Source organism: Microcoleus sp. BM001215392, from assembly GCF_036700185.1.
GTDB lineage: Bacteria > Cyanobacteriota > Cyanobacteriia > Cyanobacteriales > Microcoleaceae > Microcoleus.
The window spans coordinates 1-14536 of record NZ_JAUBOJ010000168.1; the positions used below are offsets into that span (position 1 = coordinate 1).

Here is a 14536-nt window from a genome sequence, read left to right on the forward strand (position 1 = left end):
CCAGCCCCCCCTTAGTAAGGGGGGGAGTTTCATTATTTAGCAAGGGGGGATTAAGGGGGGTTACTTTGGCACCGGCTAGGATTAAAGATGATTTTTGGGGACTGAGAAAGTCGAAGAAGCCGTGACAGGAAAAGTGGGCGATATCGGCATTTTGCAAGCTAGCAAGTTGTTGCTGCAATCCTGTTTTGCTGGCTTGTTGCCGACTCAATATTTCGGCGGGATTGAAGGATTTGGCAATTGCTTCGACTTCGATGTCGGTGAAGTCTAAATCTTCTGTGGGGTTTTGGATAGCAAAAAATTTGCTGGGTGATGTGTCTTCGGCTGTCAGATTTTCCCGCTGAGATAATTGCAAAAGTTGGCAACTGGGTGTGTATCTCACGCCGCCTGGGAAAAGTTCGAGAAGACATCCGGTTTCTACGGTTTTGTCGGCTTTTTGTCGGCTGCTGGCGAGGGCGTGTAGGGGGAATAGATGCAAGTATCGGAAGGGAACTAAGATTGATTTTTGGCAGTTTTCGGGGAGGCGAGAAATTATTTCGTCGATGTGCAGAATCTGAGCTAATTTTTCCAGGCGGGTTTCTAGTTGGTTTTTCCAGTCGTCGTATTTTTCCTCGTCTTTGATGTCATCGAGATATTCCTGTTGTAACTCTTCTAATGCTTGCAAGTCTTGATAGGAAGATTGCCAGATATCCGGTTGAGGAGAGTCGCGGGTAATAATGAAAACTTTAAAGCCGTTGTAGGTAATATACCATTCTAAAATTGCTTCGTTTTCAGCTAGCAGGCTGCGAATTTCTGCAAAACTAATCCGCTGTACTTGGCTGGGGAGGCTACGGGCTTTGTGAAACAATTCTACGAGGTTTCTGGTTTTGCTGCGTTCGATGTATTCTAGGGCGGCTGTGGAGTTTTCCATTTGTAGGCAAACTTCTACCATTGACTGATAAAGTTGATTCCATTCTTCAGCCAATTTCTGTCTGTCAGCTTCGCCGCCGATAATGATTTCACTCCGCATTAATTCGACTGTCTCGATGGCAGAGTTAAAGGTATTGTAAGCTTCTGGGAGTTGGGAATTATTCTGGTAGGCAAGTCCGAGATTATATAAGGTTTCACTATGCTCAATCGGAAATGCCTCGCAGGTGCTAATTTCTAATGATACTTGATAAGCAGCGATAGCCCGTTCCAGATTCTCTGCTTTTTCCCCTCTGATTCTGTAGAAGTAGGCAAGACCCAAATTATGTTGACTCCTTGCCCATTCAAAGGGAAATGCCTCGCGGGTGTAAATTTCTAATGATGCCAGACAAGCTGCGATCTCCCGTTCCTGATTCTCAGCTTTTTCCCCTCTGATTCTGTCGCCGTAGGCAATGCCCAAATTATTTTGACTACTTGCCCAATTTTCAGGAAATGCTTCGCGGGTGTAAATTTCTAATGATGCCAGACAAGCACCGATCGCCCGTTCCAAATTCTCTGCTTTTTCTCCCCTGATTCTGTTGCGGTAAGCTTCTCCCAAATTTTTTTGACTTCTTGCCCAATTTTCGGGAAATGCCTCGCGGGTGTAAATTTCTAATGATGCCAGACAAGCTGCGATATCCCGTTCCTGATTCTCAGCTTTTTCCCCTCTGATTCTGTGGCGGTAAGCTACTCCCAAATTATTTTGACTACTTGCCCAATCTTCAGGAAATGCCTCGCGGGTGTAAATTTCTAATGATGCTAGACAAGCTGCGATCTTCCGTTCCTGATTCTCAGCTTTTTCTCCCCTGATTCTGTCGCCGTAAGCTACACCCAAATTATTTTGACTTCTTGCCCAATTTTCGGGAAATGCCTCGCGGGTGTAAATTTCTAATGATGCTAGAAAAGCAGCGATCGCCAGTTCCAGATTCTCAGCTTTTTCCCCTCTGATTCTGTATAAGTAGGCAGCGCCTAGACTATTTTGACTGCTTGCCCAATTTTCGGGAAATGCTTCGCGGGTGTAAATTTCTAATGATGCCAGAAAAGCAGCGATTGCCCGTTCCAAATTCTCTGCTTTTTCTCCCCTGATTCTCTTGAGGTAAGCTTCTCCCAAATTTTTTTGACTCTTTGCGCAATCTTCAGGAAATGCTTCGCGGGTGCGAATTTCTAATGATGCCACAAAAGCAGCGATCGCCTGTTCTAGATTCTCAGCTTTTTCCCCTCTGATTCTGTATAAGTAGGCAGCCCCCAAATTATTTTGACTCCTTGCCCATTCAAAGGGAAATGCCTCGCGGGTGTAAATTTCTAATGACGCCAGAAAAGCAGCGATCGCCCGTTCCTGATTCTCAGCTTTTTCTCCTCTGATTCTGTATAAGTAGGCAACGCCTAGACTATTTTGAAATCTCGCCCATTTTTCTGAGTAAGCTTCGCGACTAACAATAGTTAATCCACTCTCCAGACAAGCAATCGCTGCCTCTAAACTATTTGCCCGACTGCCTTGTCGCAGGTTATAAAAGCTCTTACTCAAGCCGTGTAAAATATTCGCAACATTGTAGGCTGGTTCTGCATCTAAGGTTATCAGAGTTTGTGTTGCCCACTCTCGCAAAAACTGGGCAAAATTATCATCTATTAATTCTAGGTTAGCTTGCAGGATGGGGATTTGTTCTTCGCTGGGACAGGTGAGGATAGAATGAATCAGATTCAGATAAGCTTGGTGGCGTTCTTCATTCATTGCTGACAACCCATGTTTTTATAATTTTACATTCTTTGTGGGCGAAAAACAAGGGGCAAACCCGACTTGCTGAATCGTCTGGAGTCGTTGGAGTGTGCGTCATAATTAGCATTGGTATTTAGGATAACGGCAGAGTTCCAATCAGATTTTGAGCCAATTTGAGAAATTCTTCAGCTTAGGCGATCGAATCTGCTGCTTGATTAGCCGTTACAGCATTAATTTCCCCATAGTCTCCAGCATTTCGTAATTCCTGCGATCTAATGAGGAATTGGTGAAATTTCACAGGTACTCTCCCTGTACGAGCAAATTCTCTGCCAAATGCGCTGATGACTGCGGAATGTTTGGAAAAAGATAATCCTTCGCCCTCTAGAAATGCTTCAGCAATATAAAACATTGTGTAATAGGCGCGAGAAGCTGCATAATCAGGATATCCGCCATCCAATATAAATTTTGCTGCTGAAAGGCTTTGATGAGCTTTGAGGAGTAAGTTTAATTGAGCGGGTGTCATATTAAAATTCCCTCTCTACGGATATTTCTGAGCAAAGGGCCTTGATAATTAGTAAACCGTTCCTCATTCATAAAGTTGCAGCTAATTACTACGTCATTGTAGAGGGATAAATCTGCTACAATTGAGATAGTTCGCTCGATTTCTTCACCAACTTGCACTGGTGCTTTTAGAACCACCAAAACATCAATATCTGAGTCGGGATCTGCGTCGCCGCGCGCTTGGGAACCGTAGAGCACCATTCGGGTGAGACGATCGCCGTAAAGTTGCTCGAATTGATCTCGCAACTGAGTTAAAATAGTCTTGAGTTTATCGTTGATTTTCATATTTATGATGGATGTTTGGAGGGCGATCGGACTCTGAGGCACAAAAGGGCGATCCAAATCACATCTTACACCAATGTCTATTGGGGGTTTTTCGTGGGGTGGGGGCGGGTTTATTTCAATTGTTGGTGAGAGTTAGAGATGGTTGGTGAACCCGCCCCTACAAGAATCGGCGTCAATAGCATGGAAATAAATTACAAATCTGTCATCAACCTTGCCTTCCGCAAAATAAATGTCAACACTGTTTCTTCCCCAGTAATAATATCGGCTCTGCCTTCCATTCCCGCTTGAATTGAATACTGGCGGGGAACATTTTCCTGGGACTTTCCTGAGGATTGACGGCTGGTGGAGTTGAGTTTTGTTAAATAGGTTTGTTGCGGCTTAATCGAAACTTCGTAATAAGATCCACCTAAATTATTAGCAGGATTTTGAGGGGCGATCGCATCTGGGGCGATTTCGCTGACTGTTCCTTTGAGTGTTCCGTAATCGGGGAAGGGTAAGGCGGAAATCCTGATCTGCACGGGTTGGCCGATTTGGATGCGGGCGATGTCTTGGGAGGTGACTTTGGCTTTGACTACCAGGGGTACGTCGCTGGGGACTATTTGGGCGATCGCACTGCCGGCTTGTACGGTTTGACCGGTATTCCGGACTTCCAATTTCAGAATTGTACCATCGGCGGGGGCGCGAACTACGCTATTTTCGAGTTTTGACTGAATTTGATTCAGTTCTTTTTTAGCTTGAATTAATTGTTGTTGAATGGACGATCGCTTGACAAGCAAAACTCGCCGGCTTCTTCCCAGTCTTTCGGCGACATCCGGCTGCGATGTGGCGATTTTTACAAGAGCGGACTCGACTACTTCCTGGGCGGCTGGACTTGCAGCTTGGATGGTTTGAAATTGGCCGCTGGCTAAAATTTGATTTTCTAAGTCCCGCTGTTGCTGGTTGATTTGGCCTGCTGCTGTTTGAGACTGATTAATTATTTCTTGGAACTGCTTTTTTTGGGCGTCCAAACGCGAAGCGTCTACAACTGCGATCGCATCTCCGGCTTTTACTGTCTGGTTTTCGCTGACAGCAATACTTTCGATGGTTCCTTCGGTTGCTGCTTGTACGAGGCGCACTTCTCCGGCTGGACGGACGATCGCGTCTGCTTTGACTGTAGCGCTGTATTTGGTGACGCTAGCAAGGGCGATCGCCCCGCCAAAGGTCGCTACCATCAAAATACCCCCCAAAGTCGTCCAGCGGCTGACAGGAGGCAAAAACTGGTCGTTATCAAAGGTTTCTGCGGGGGTGGGTTCGGTAGTGCGAGACATGGCGGTTGCTGGGGGTAATAGGAATTGTTTTGAGTTTTGAGTTTTGAGTTGGGGGGAAGAAGATTGTTTTGAGTTTTAATATTAGTTCAAAAAAAGAATGCAACTCGCTTAGAAGCTCCAAGCCCATACATAATCAGTCATTCCCTAATCTCAAATCTCACAGATCAAATGGTATGAGTTGTCCGGGGCACGCCCGCAATCTCTTATTTCTTTTGTCACATTAATTTTCAGCTTTCCGGACATCAAGCATAGGTTTAGAAGTCTCAATTAAAATTCACAGGGTCAAGGTCAAAATCCGCACAACTTTGCCGTCCCCACCCGCAAATTGTCCCAAACATCAAAAATGGCGGTGCTAGCGGGCAAAAGTCATGAAAATAGAGCATTTCAGCAATATTTTTGGGCGCTGTTACCGGGTTTTTCTGAGATGTGTACGTAAGTAAGTACATATATATTAATAGGAGTTTCTGATGTCGGACAATCAACAAGAGTCATTATTCACCGAGCTAAACGATCGAGAATCTGCTAGTGTTAGCGGCGGCAGCGCGAGCAGCAGTGTCAGCAGTGGTAACGCTAACAGCGCCATGAAAAACAGCACCAATAGCCTGAATATGCTGTTTTTCATACCACAGCCGAGCCAGCTTTACCTGTACGATCCGAATCGCGATCGCCCTTATAAAACCCTGGTGGTTTAGATAGCTGAGTCAGGTAGTGCGATCGTCCAAGAATTAAAAAAATCTCAGTAATATTCCGGAAGTCGTCCAGCACTTGAAGAACTATTAGTTAGTAATTACACGAGACTATATAAATTTTATAAAATTTCTAGTTCTCGTTCAATCTTATCAACTTACAGGAGTCAAATATCATGCAAGAAACAAAAGACAATTCACTGTTTGCTGAACTCACCCCGGAAGAATCAGCTAGCGTCAACGGCGGTCATTACTATAATTACGATCGCTGTCACCGCCAACGGCGCAGTTGGGTCGTGTACCGCCGGAATTGCGACGGTTCCTTCAGAAGAGTAGTCCGCTACGCTTACTACTAAGGTTGACTGCTGTCAATTGGACTCTATAACTGTGGAGCCAAAAAGCACCCATAACTTTATGGGTGCTTTTTGCTGATTGGGTAGTTGGTGATGAGTAATCTTCATTATGCTCTACCCATTATTCATTTTTCAAAATGTTAAAGAACATCCCTTTGATCGGCAAAATGCCATTATTCGGACAAGTCAACCGGTTTAAGAAATATCAGGTTGTTCTCCAGCAGAGCGAAGAAGATTGCGGGGCGGCTTGTTTGGCTTCGATCGCGAAATTTTACGGACAGAATTTTACTATTAGCCGTTTGCGAGAATCTGCGGGTACAGGCCAAAAGGGGACGACTCTGCTGGGCTTGAAACAAGGTGCTGAGGCGGTGGGCTTTAATGCTCGATCCGTGCGAGCAGCGGCTGCTATTTTAGACAAAATTGATGAAGCACCTTTACCCGCTATTATTCACTGGAGTGGTTATCACTGGGTTGTTTTGTACGGAAAACAGGGCGAAAAATATGCGATCGGCGATCCGGCTGTCGGTATGCGCTATATTTCCAAAGAAGAATTAGCAGCAGGTTGGACAGATTGGCTGTGCTTGCTAGTAGACCCAGATCCCGATCGATTTTTTGCCGAATCAGACGGTCAACCGCCCGCCAATTCCGTACAAAAATGGATGCGTCGGGTTTGGATTTACCGCCAGCTTTTGATGGAAGCACTGTTGATGAATGTGGTGTTGGGTTTGCTGTCAATTTCTTCACCTTTTCTCGTACAACTGCTCACCGACGACATTCTGGTGCGGGGCGACACGCAACTTTTGGCAAGTGTGGCGATCGCAGTTATAGTTATGAACCTATTTAGCAGCAGTTTAGGACTGGTACAGTCGAACTTGATCGCTCAATTTTCCCAGCGTTTAGAGTTGGGATTGGTGATGGAATTCGGGCGTAAATTCCTGCGATTACCTTTAAGTTTTTACGAAACCAGACGCAGCGGCGAAATCGTCAGTAGATTACAAGATATCCAAGAAATAAATAAATTAGTTTCTCAATTTGCAATCAGCTTACCCAGTCAATTTTTTATAGCTGTAGTTTCTTTTATCTTCATGTTGTTTTACAGCAAAGAACTGACACTAGCCGCTACAGTAATCGCAGTATTTATGACCGCATCTACAGTAGTATTTTTGCCAGTATTGCAGCAAAAAACGCGGAATTTGTTTGTACTGGAAGCAGAAACTCAAGGCGTTTTAGTAGAAACTTTTAAAGGCGCGCTGACCGTGAAAACTACTAGCAGCGCCCAGCAACTTTGGGAAGAATTTCAAACCCGCTTCGGTCGCTTAGCAAATCTCACTTTTCGTACTACACAAATTGGCATTCTCAATAATATTTTTTCTGGGTTTGTTGCATCAGCGGGCAGCATTACCCTGTTGTGGTTGGGTAGCAGTTTGGTAATTGACAAGGTATTGAGTATCGGTCAGTTGCTAGCTTTTATTGCCATGAACCAAAACGTGACTACTTGGGTGACTTCTTTGGTCGAATGTACTGATGAAATGGCTCGCGTGCAGACAGCAACTCAACGGCTTTCCGAAGTCATAGATGCTGAGCCGGAAAGTAAAAGCGAGATTAATAAACCTGTGGTCACGATTCAAAATAACGACGCTATTGTTTGCAAGACTGTTAATTTTCACTACCCCGGGAGACTTGACTTGCTAGAAAATTTTTCGGTGACGTTTCCGGGCGGTCACGCAATTGCTTTAATCGGTTATTCGGGTTGCGGAAAAAGTACGCTAGCTAAAGTAATCGCTGGTCTGTATCCGCTGCAATCTGGTAATATTAGAATTGGCGGTTATAACTTGCAAGATTTGTCTCTCGACTGTCTGAGACAGCAGGTGGTTTTGGTTCCCCAAGAAGCGCATTTTTGGAGCCGTTCGATTCTCGATAATTTCCATTTGGGAAGTCCCGATGTCAGCTTTGAACAGATTGTGAAAGTGTGTAAGATTGCGGGGGCTGATGAATTTATCAGCCAATTACCTGATAAATATCAAACTGTTTTAGGGGAGTTTGGGGCGAATATTTCGGGCGGACAGAGACAGAGATTGGCGATCGCCCGCGCTCTTCTCAACAACCCGCCAGTGTTGATTCTAGACGAATCTACCGCAGGGCTAGACCCCGCTAGCGAAGCGGAAGTCTTGGAAAATTTGTTGATGTACCGGCAGGGAAAAACTACGATTTTCATCAGTCACAGGCCGCGAGTGATCGATCGCGCCGATTGGATTATTATGTTAGAACGCGGCAAGTTGAAAATGCAAGGATCTGCTGCAAAATTGCGATCGATTCCCGGAGACCATTTAGAGTTTTTGAAACCTTAAAAACTTGTAGATAGGACGTACGGTTAGAAACCGCACCTACACAAACGAAGTCCGAGCTCAGGGGGACTGAAGAGAATAAGGTAATTTTAACCGTACACTCTTCAACCCGCGGCGGCGGGTTTTGTTTGTATAGACGCGGTTTCTAACCGCCCGGTATTCTTCAACCCGCTATACCAGCGGGTTTGGTTTGTATAGACGCGGTTTCCAACCGCCCGGTATTTTATCTCACCGCCCAGTCTTCTTAATTAATGCACCCGACAAACTAGGGGAATCGCCTCCTGATTTTCCAGCACCAAACCGTACTCCAAACCCTCAACAACCGCCTGACAAGAAGCATCCAAAATATTACCAGAAACCCCAACCGTCGTCCAACGATCTTGGCCGTTACTAAACTCAACCAACACGCGAGTTTTAGCAGAAGTACCCGCACCAGAATCCAGGATTCGCACCTTGTAATCTGTCAGATAAAAATGCGCTATCGCCGGATAAAAATTCACCAAAGCTTTCCGCAAAGCCGCATCCAAAGCCGAAACCGGGCCGTTTCCTTCGGCACATTCCAAAATATTTGTACCGTTTACTGACAATTTCACCGTTGCTAAAGCCGTACAATCTTCGCCAACCTTATCGCAGTGGACTTGAAATCCCGTAATTTCAAACCAGCGCTGGCGCTGGGACAAAGCCTCCCGCATCAACAATTCAAAAGACGCCTCAGCGCCCTCAAATTGATATCCTTGACTTTCCAAATCTTTCAATTTTTGCAGAATTTGGCGACAAGCAGGATTTTTGCGATCGAGTTCAATACCAAAAGTCTTAGCCTTCGCCAAAACATTACTCAAACCAGATTGATCCGAAATCACAATTCGCCGGATATTGCCGACTTTTTCCGGCTCCAAATGTTCGTAAGTTAACGGATTTTTTTCAACAGCCGATACATGAATTCCGCCCTTGTGAGCAAAAGCCGAAAGCCCGACAAAAGGAGCATGGTCATCGGGAGCAAGGTTGACAATTTCACTAATCGATCGACTAACTTGAGTTAATTTAGCTAACTGCTCGTCTTGAATGCAATCATAACCCAACTTCAGCTTAAAATTAGGAATCAAAGAACACAAATCGGCATTACCGCAGCGTTCGCCGTAACCGTTAATAGTTCCCTGTACCATCGTCACGCCTTCGCGCACAGCAGCCAACGCATTAGCAACCGCAACTCCGGAGTCATTGTGAGTGTGAATTCCTAACTGCAAAGATTGGGTGCGTTCTGTCCCCAAAGCTGCTAAAACATCGCGAACAACCTGACTAACTTCGTGGGGCAAAGTACCGCCGTTAGTATCGCAAAGCACCAGCCATTCTGCACCAGCATCCGCCGCCACTGCTAAAGTTTTAAGCGCATATTCTGGATTGTGTTTGTAGCCATCAAACCAGTGTTCTGCATCATAAATAACGCGCCTTCCCTGACTTCGCAAAAATTCAATAGTATCTTGAATCATCGCTAAATTTTCTTCTAGCGTCGTCTTCAAACTTTCAATCACGTGCAAATCCCACGACTTGCCAAACAGGGTTACCCAGCGAGTACCCGCCGACAAAATAGGCTGCAACATTTCATCATTGGCTGCCGTTTTTCCCGGCCGCCTAGTCGAACAAAAAGCGACCACTTCTGCTTGAGTTAGCGGCTGTTCTTTGAGACGCCAAAAAAATTGTACGTCTTTAGGATTGGCCCCCGGCCAGCCGCCTTCAATAAAGGGAATTCCTAAACTGTCTAACTGTCGGGCTATCCGCAGTTTGTCTTCGAGAGATAAGCAGAGTCCCTCGCACTGAGCGCCGTCTCGCAGCGTGGTATCGTAGATCCAGAGCCGATTTGTCATGGGAATTCTCAATTAGAATTTGGTAATATATGACTTATCATATTAGATGAAATTATTTGAAATAAATGGGATAATATATAGGAAAATTAACATAAATCTAATTGGGGTAAATTGCTGTGGTCAAAGTACAAGCGCAAGGAAAAACATTTGAGTGCGATCGCGGAGCGAATCTCCGTGAAGTTTTGCTGAAAAACGGCATCGATCTCTACAATGGCAACGCCAAAGTCATCAACTGTCACGGTTTGGGCACTTGCGGCACCTGCGCCGTCACCGTCGAGGGCGCAGTTTCCGATCGCGAGTGGCGCGAAACAGCGCGACTTTCGCTTCCTCCCCATTCTCCCGCATCGAACCGCCGTTTGTCCTGCCAAACAAAGGTTTTAGGCGATATTAAGGTGACAAAATATGAAGGTTTCTGGGGCCAGGGTTCGGAAACCGCATGGAAACCTCAAGGATAGATTTTTTGTGCAGCAAGGCTGATGAGCTCTACTGCATTTAGATGGCATATTTGGGGCAGGCTCGCGTGCGTGCCCCAGCAGAGAGTATTGTAAAAATGGTGCAAAAATTCTAACAGTAAGGTGCTAGTGTTCGCACCTTACTTTCAAGAACGATCAGAGGTAAAATCAGCCAAAAAGTCCATAGAAAAGTCCATGAATCCATCTCAAAATATTCTGATTATTGGCGGCGGAATTATCGGCCTTTCGCTAGCAGTAGAACTGAAGTTGCGAGGGGCTTCAGTCGCAGTTCTCACCGCCGATTCTCCACAACCGACGGCCCGGGCCGCTGCCGGAATGCTGGCACCACAAGCCGAACAAATTCCCCCGAGTCCGATGCTGGATTTGTGCTGGCAAAGTCGCGCGCTGTATGCTGCTTGGGTGGAACGGCTAGAAGAAATTACGGGGTTGAAAACGGGGTACTGGCGATCGGGAATTCTCGCACCAGTCTGTCAAAATGAGCCTCAAGAAAAGCCAAATGTGTCAAACCTTAATTCTCATTGGCTCGACAGAGACGCGATTCGCCAACATCAATTAGGATTGGGTGCAGAAGTAATCGGCGGTTGGTGGTATCCTGACGATGCTCAAGTGGACAACCGCGCTTTATTTCGGACGCTTCAAGCTGCAACTAAAGAATTGCAGATTGAGATAATTCAAGATACTGCAAAGGAAATTATTCGACATAAAAACCGAGTTTTTGGTGTAGAAACAACCGCAGGAAAATTGCAAGCCGAGCATTATGTTTTGGCAGCAGGGCCTTGGTCTGAGAAGTTATTGGATGTTCCAATTTTTCCTAGAAAGGGGCAAATGCTGTCAGTATGCGTACCGGAAAATTGTGGAGTAATTCAGCCGCTGCAAACAGTTTTATTCGGGACAGGCACTTATATTGTGCCACGTCAAGATGGCAGAATTATTATCGGTGCAACTAGCGAAAATGTGGATTTCACCCCTGGAAATACCCCAGCGGGAATCCAAAGTTTGCTAGCAGGAGCGATTAAGTTATATCCCGAATTACAGCATTATCCGATTCTAGAATTTTGGTGGGGATTTCGGCCTGCTACGACCGATGAGTTGCCGATTTTGGGCGCGAGTGCTTGGGAGAATTTGACGCTGGCGACTGGGCATTATCGCAACGGCATTTTGTTAGCCCCGGTAACGGCTAAATTGTTAGCTGATTTGATGCTAGATCGAAAGTTAGATCCGTTATTACCTGCGTTTAATTATGCGAGGTTTGCATTTTCCTGACATTCGGTTTGATCGTTCGGAATGCGAGTCCTCTCTTCATAAATACAAATAATGCAGGACTAAAGCCCTTACTACGAACTTAATTTTGGCGTAAGTCCAAATTAGTTAGATTCCGGTTTTTTAGGTTGGTTCAATTCCCTGCATTTCAGCGCAGCCAAATCGTAAGCATTTTGGTAATCTTTACCGCCTAACATGACATCGCCGTAATATTCATAAGGTTGATTTCCGTAAACCGGCAGCGGGTCGTCTTCTGGATAATCTTCTTTTGATTCATCTAGAATTGCTTTGAGTTTCTTGACGCTCAATCGCTGGGCGGGGAAGTAATGAATGTCTTGAGCGCTGAAGCCGAGATGCGGAAAAGTTGGGTCAAGAATTCGCTCGTTTAGTTCAATCCAGCTATACTCGATGGGTTTGTAAGGTGCTCCGGGTGCAGCTAAAAATCCTTGGACGTAAATTGCGCCTTCGGTGGTTAAGGCTGCTTTGGAAGCGTTATCAAAGCAGTTTTTTCGGTTGCTTTTGATGCGAGTGGCGATTTCAATAGAAAGCGTCTCATCTAACAGTTCGCTCATAATTCCTTCGAGTCGCGTGTGCGATTAGATTGTAGCAAGTCGGAGGTGCGATCGCCAAAAACAAACGATCGCCAATCACGATCGCTCCTCAAATTCCCGTTTCTACGAGTCGAGCCAAAATCCTCTGCGGTGGTGGATGTTGTGTCACATTTGGGTTTCGGGGCGGTTTGTCAAAGGCGCAGGCTGGGTGATACAGGCCGAAAAGTCGATCGCCCGCATCAACTTCCCGGCGGCTCGCAAGATTTGGGAGTCGCGCAATTGTTGAGCGTGCGATCGAGCTAGGGCTTAAAGCATTGTACAACCGTTCATTTGCCTTAAAACTAAATCAAGGGCGTAGCTATGCGGCAAAGTGGCTAAATGCTGCACGGATGGCGATGAACCACACCGTGAGAGTTGAGAATAGGTAGAGGTAGAACCGCAGCAAAATCAGATTGAATGTACAATGAACGATGCTATGCAATGCGCGAAAGCCAACGAAGATCCAAGCCGAGTTCACATAAACTGCGTCTACCTGGTTCGTGATGAAAAGGTATAGCACCAGCGCATAAAACAGGACGGGAATCTCGAACAAATTCTTGAAGTTATCGGAGGGATTTGATACCTCTGGTGGCGAGATTTGCGCCAGCGTACCAGGTATAGCCAGCTCCTGCGGGGCGAGCTTTGTATTGTTGAGGAAAGTGATACGGCGGATGTACAAATACACCCAGACTAGCAGTGTTAGAAACACCATGGCAAAGAAGGGACTGAAGATGGCATTTTGCATGATTTTTACCTATAAAACTCAATTGTTCTGAAGATGGGCGGGCGATAAAATCCGCCCTAGGCTATGTACAAGACTTGAAGAAACAAAGACTAAAGTAAATCCAATCAGAGGATGGAGTACCTCTAGGTGAAAAGGAGTCTTGAGATGAACGGTCAAAAATTGTAGTCCCAGCAGTACGGGTAGACTTGCGGTGAGACGCTGTATTTGAGGTGAGAATCGAGTGACGAGCGACCATCCCAGTAATAATAATGACAGCCCGCTATATCCTCGGACTAGCCAAACATGAATCTCCCACCACGCAGGATTGACAAAGTAAGCGACTCCAACCGTTAACAATTGAGCAATCAAACAGAGGTTAAAGACGACTGAAGCCGCATAAAAGCCGATCGGCATCCAGCGCATGGAAGTGCGCTCAATTTCCGAATTGATGGTCATGTGCAGTTATTTTTGATACTTTTGATAATATAAGCTGAGTAATTCAGCAGTCATAGACCCCGATCGGGTACAGTTTTGGCTAGCACGACGATGAAAAATTCCTTACAGCATATATTTGAAGTAATTAATCAGGTCAAAAACGAACAAGATATGCGATCGCAAGTCGTGCCGCAAATCGGCGAGTATTTTGCAGCTAAGCGATGGGGAGTATTTTTCTTTGACCAAATGCCTTTGTTAGATAAAAAATTTCATAAAACGCTGGAAATTGCACTATCAATCGAACACAATCCTATTGCACGTTATCTAGTTGAGCGCCATGCTCCCGTGCACGAAGCACTGGTAACATCACCCAAGGTGTGGACGATGATTTGTCCTCGGCCCGATCATTGGCACGTGATGGCGGGGCCGATTGTAAGCTGCGGTAAATTAGTAGGTGTATTTGGTTGCACTCGCGAACAGTCAATGTCTGCTTTTGATGCACAAAATTTAGCAGATTTAAGTGGAATCTGTTTGCATTTGTCTGTCTGGGCTGCAACAGTACGCGCGGCGAAGCTACCCCCTAGAGAATCGCCCTACGAACCTTTAAAAAGCGATCGCTTAACTGCTAGGGAATTGCAAATTGCCGAGTTGGTGGCTTTGGGACGAACCAACTCAGAAATCGGGACTGAACTTTGGATTACTGAGAATTCTGTCAAGCAAGCTCTGAAGCGAATGTTCCGCAAGCTTGAGGTTTCGTCTCGCGCGCAAATGGTTGCACAACTTTCTGCAACAAAATACCACGCAGTGTAAAAAAAAGGTTTGTAGTGAGGACTCCCTTCCGCATTTGGAGAGGACTCGCATTCCGAACGATCAAACCTATGAACTAATTTGGGTGCATCTAATTTTGGCAAGGGCGAAGCATTTCGGCACATAATTTATGAATGAGAATCAGAGATTTACTGCCGAAATGCGAGAGCCCCTACGAGTATATTTGCAAAA

15 protein-coding genes are annotated in these 14536 nt (G+C 45.6%); 7 read left to right on the top strand and 8 right to left on the bottom strand.

Translation table 11 applies throughout. The features are described from left to right. The 4 genes from QT974_RS18205 to QT974_RS18220 form a co-directional block, all read right to left on the bottom strand. Positions 1-2671 (bottom strand): CHAT domain-containing protein (locus QT974_RS18205; protein WP_333469843.1); only part of this gene is annotated, 2671 nt, incomplete at its 3' end. Between the two features lie 175 nt (positions 2672-2846). Continuing rightward, positions 2847-3179: a HEPN domain-containing protein gene (locus QT974_RS18210; protein WP_333469844.1), complete on the bottom strand. Its 333-nt coding sequence runs from the start codon at positions 3177-3179 to the stop codon at positions 2847-2849. Beyond that, on the bottom strand, positions 3176-3502 hold the full coding sequence (locus QT974_RS18215) for a nucleotidyltransferase domain-containing protein (protein WP_333469845.1): 327 nt from the start codon (positions 3500-3502) through the stop codon (positions 3176-3178). Before QT974_RS18215 ends, QT974_RS18210 begins: the two co-directional genes overlap by 4 nt. Before the next feature lie 191 nt (positions 3503-3693). Beyond that, positions 3694-4809 (bottom strand): HlyD family secretion protein, encoded by a 1116-nt coding sequence (locus tag QT974_RS18220; protein WP_333469846.1) that lies wholly within the window; start codon positions 4807-4809, stop codon positions 3694-3696. 467 nt (positions 4810-5276) lie between these two features. On the opposite strand from QT974_RS18220, the gene QT974_RS18225 reads away from it, so the two are divergent. The 3 genes from QT974_RS18225 to QT974_RS18235 all read left to right on the top strand — a co-directional run bounded on the left by QT974_RS18225 (position 5277) and on the right by QT974_RS18235 (position 8196). Continuing rightward, a complete protein-coding gene (locus QT974_RS18225) occupies positions 5277-5501 on the top strand; it encodes a secretion protein HlyD (protein WP_333469847.1) in 225 nt (74 codons plus the stop codon). 170 nt (positions 5502-5671) lie between these two features. Further along, positions 5672-5851 carry a hypothetical protein gene (locus QT974_RS18230; protein WP_333469848.1) on the top strand — a complete coding sequence of 60 codons (180 nt, stop codon included), beginning with the start codon at positions 5672-5674 and terminating at the stop codon, positions 5849-5851. A 134-nt stretch (positions 5852-5985) separates the two neighbouring features. Continuing rightward, positions 5986-8196, top strand: coding sequence for a peptidase domain-containing ABC transporter (locus QT974_RS18235; protein WP_333469849.1), 2211 nt, complete (start codon positions 5986-5988; stop codon positions 8194-8196). Positions 8197-8441: 245 nt separating this feature from the next. On the opposite strand, the gene cimA is transcribed toward QT974_RS18235, so the two are convergent. Then, the gene (gene cimA / locus QT974_RS18240; RefSeq protein WP_333469850.1) at positions 8442-10055 is read right to left on the bottom strand and encodes a citramalate synthase; all 1614 of its coding nucleotides are present in this window, start codon (positions 10053-10055) and stop codon (positions 8442-8444) included. 116 nt (positions 10056-10171) lie between these two features. Here cimA and QT974_RS18245 point away from each other — a divergent pair, with 116 nt between their 5' ends. Together QT974_RS18245 and thiO are read left to right on the top strand one after the other, a co-directional pair. After that, entirely contained in the window at positions 10172-10510 is a 339-nt protein-coding gene (locus QT974_RS18245; protein ID WP_333469851.1) for a 2Fe-2S iron-sulfur cluster-binding protein, read from the top strand. A gap of 192 nt (positions 10511-10702) precedes the next feature. Further along, entirely contained in the window at positions 10703-11791 is a 1089-nt protein-coding gene (gene thiO, locus QT974_RS18250; RefSeq protein WP_333469852.1) for a glycine oxidase ThiO, read from the top strand. A 101-nt stretch (positions 11792-11892) separates the two neighbouring features. On the opposite strand, the gene QT974_RS18255 is transcribed toward thiO, so the two are convergent. Further along, complete coding sequence (locus QT974_RS18255) at positions 11893-12360, bottom strand: hypothetical protein (RefSeq protein WP_333469853.1); 468 nt, start codon at positions 12358-12360, stop codon at positions 11893-11895. An 18-nt stretch (positions 12361-12378) separates the two neighbouring features. Here QT974_RS18255 and QT974_RS18260 point away from each other — a divergent pair, with 18 nt between their 5' ends. Next, on the top strand, positions 12379-12642 hold the full coding sequence (locus tag QT974_RS18260; RefSeq protein WP_333469854.1) for a hypothetical protein: 264 nt from the start codon (positions 12379-12381) through the stop codon (positions 12640-12642). A gap of 55 nt (positions 12643-12697) precedes the next feature. Here the strand turns inward: QT974_RS18260 and QT974_RS18265 are convergent, their stop codons facing one another. Both QT974_RS18265 and QT974_RS18270 read right to left on the bottom strand, forming a co-directional pair. Further along, entirely contained in the window at positions 12698-13123 is a 426-nt protein-coding gene (locus tag QT974_RS18265; protein WP_333469855.1) for an MAPEG family protein, read from the bottom strand. A gap of 18 nt (positions 13124-13141) precedes the next feature. Further along, complete coding sequence (locus tag QT974_RS18270) at positions 13142-13558, bottom strand: DUF6220 domain-containing protein (RefSeq protein WP_333469856.1); 417 nt, start codon at positions 13556-13558, stop codon at positions 13142-13144. Between the two features lie 90 nt (positions 13559-13648). On the opposite strand from QT974_RS18270, the gene QT974_RS18275 reads away from it, so the two are divergent. Then, positions 13649-14347, top strand: a complete 699-nt coding sequence (locus tag QT974_RS18275) for a helix-turn-helix domain-containing protein (protein ID WP_333469857.1) — start codon at positions 13649-13651, stop codon at positions 14345-14347. The last annotated feature ends 189 nt before the right edge of the window (positions 14348-14536 follow it).

Coding starts and splice junctions, on each gene's coding strand:
- QT974_RS18225 (WP_333469847.1), top strand. CDS start 5,277: ATGTCGGACAATCAACAAGAGTCATTATTCACCGAGCTAAACGATCGA.
- QT974_RS18255 (WP_333469853.1), bottom strand. CDS start 12,360: ATGAGCGAACTGTTAGATGAGACGCTTTCTATTGAAATCGCCACTCGC.
- QT974_RS18215 (WP_333469845.1), bottom strand. CDS start 3,502: ATGAAAATCAACGATAAACTCAAGACTATTTTAACTCAGTTGCGAGAT.
- QT974_RS18270 (WP_333469856.1), bottom strand. CDS start 13,558: ATGACCATCAATTCGGAAATTGAGCGCACTTCCATGCGCTGGATGCCG.
- QT974_RS18230 (WP_333469848.1), top strand. CDS start 5,672: ATGCAAGAAACAAAAGACAATTCACTGTTTGCTGAACTCACCCCGGAA.
- cimA (WP_333469850.1), bottom strand. CDS start 10,055: ATGACAAATCGGCTCTGGATCTACGATACCACGCTGCGAGACGGCGCT.
- QT974_RS18275 (WP_333469857.1), top strand. CDS start 13,649: ATGAAAAATTCCTTACAGCATATATTTGAAGTAATTAATCAGGTCAAA.
- QT974_RS18265 (WP_333469855.1), bottom strand. CDS start 13,123: ATGCAAAATGCCATCTTCAGTCCCTTCTTTGCCATGGTGTTTCTAACA.
- QT974_RS18235 (WP_333469849.1), top strand. CDS start 5,986: ATGTTAAAGAACATCCCTTTGATCGGCAAAATGCCATTATTCGGACAA.
- thiO (WP_333469852.1), top strand. CDS start 10,703: ATGAATCCATCTCAAAATATTCTGATTATTGGCGGCGGAATTATCGGC.
- QT974_RS18220 (WP_333469846.1), bottom strand. CDS start 4,809: ATGTCTCGCACTACCGAACCCACCCCCGCAGAAACCTTTGATAACGAC.
- QT974_RS18210 (WP_333469844.1), bottom strand. CDS start 3,179: ATGACACCCGCTCAATTAAACTTACTCCTCAAAGCTCATCAAAGCCTT.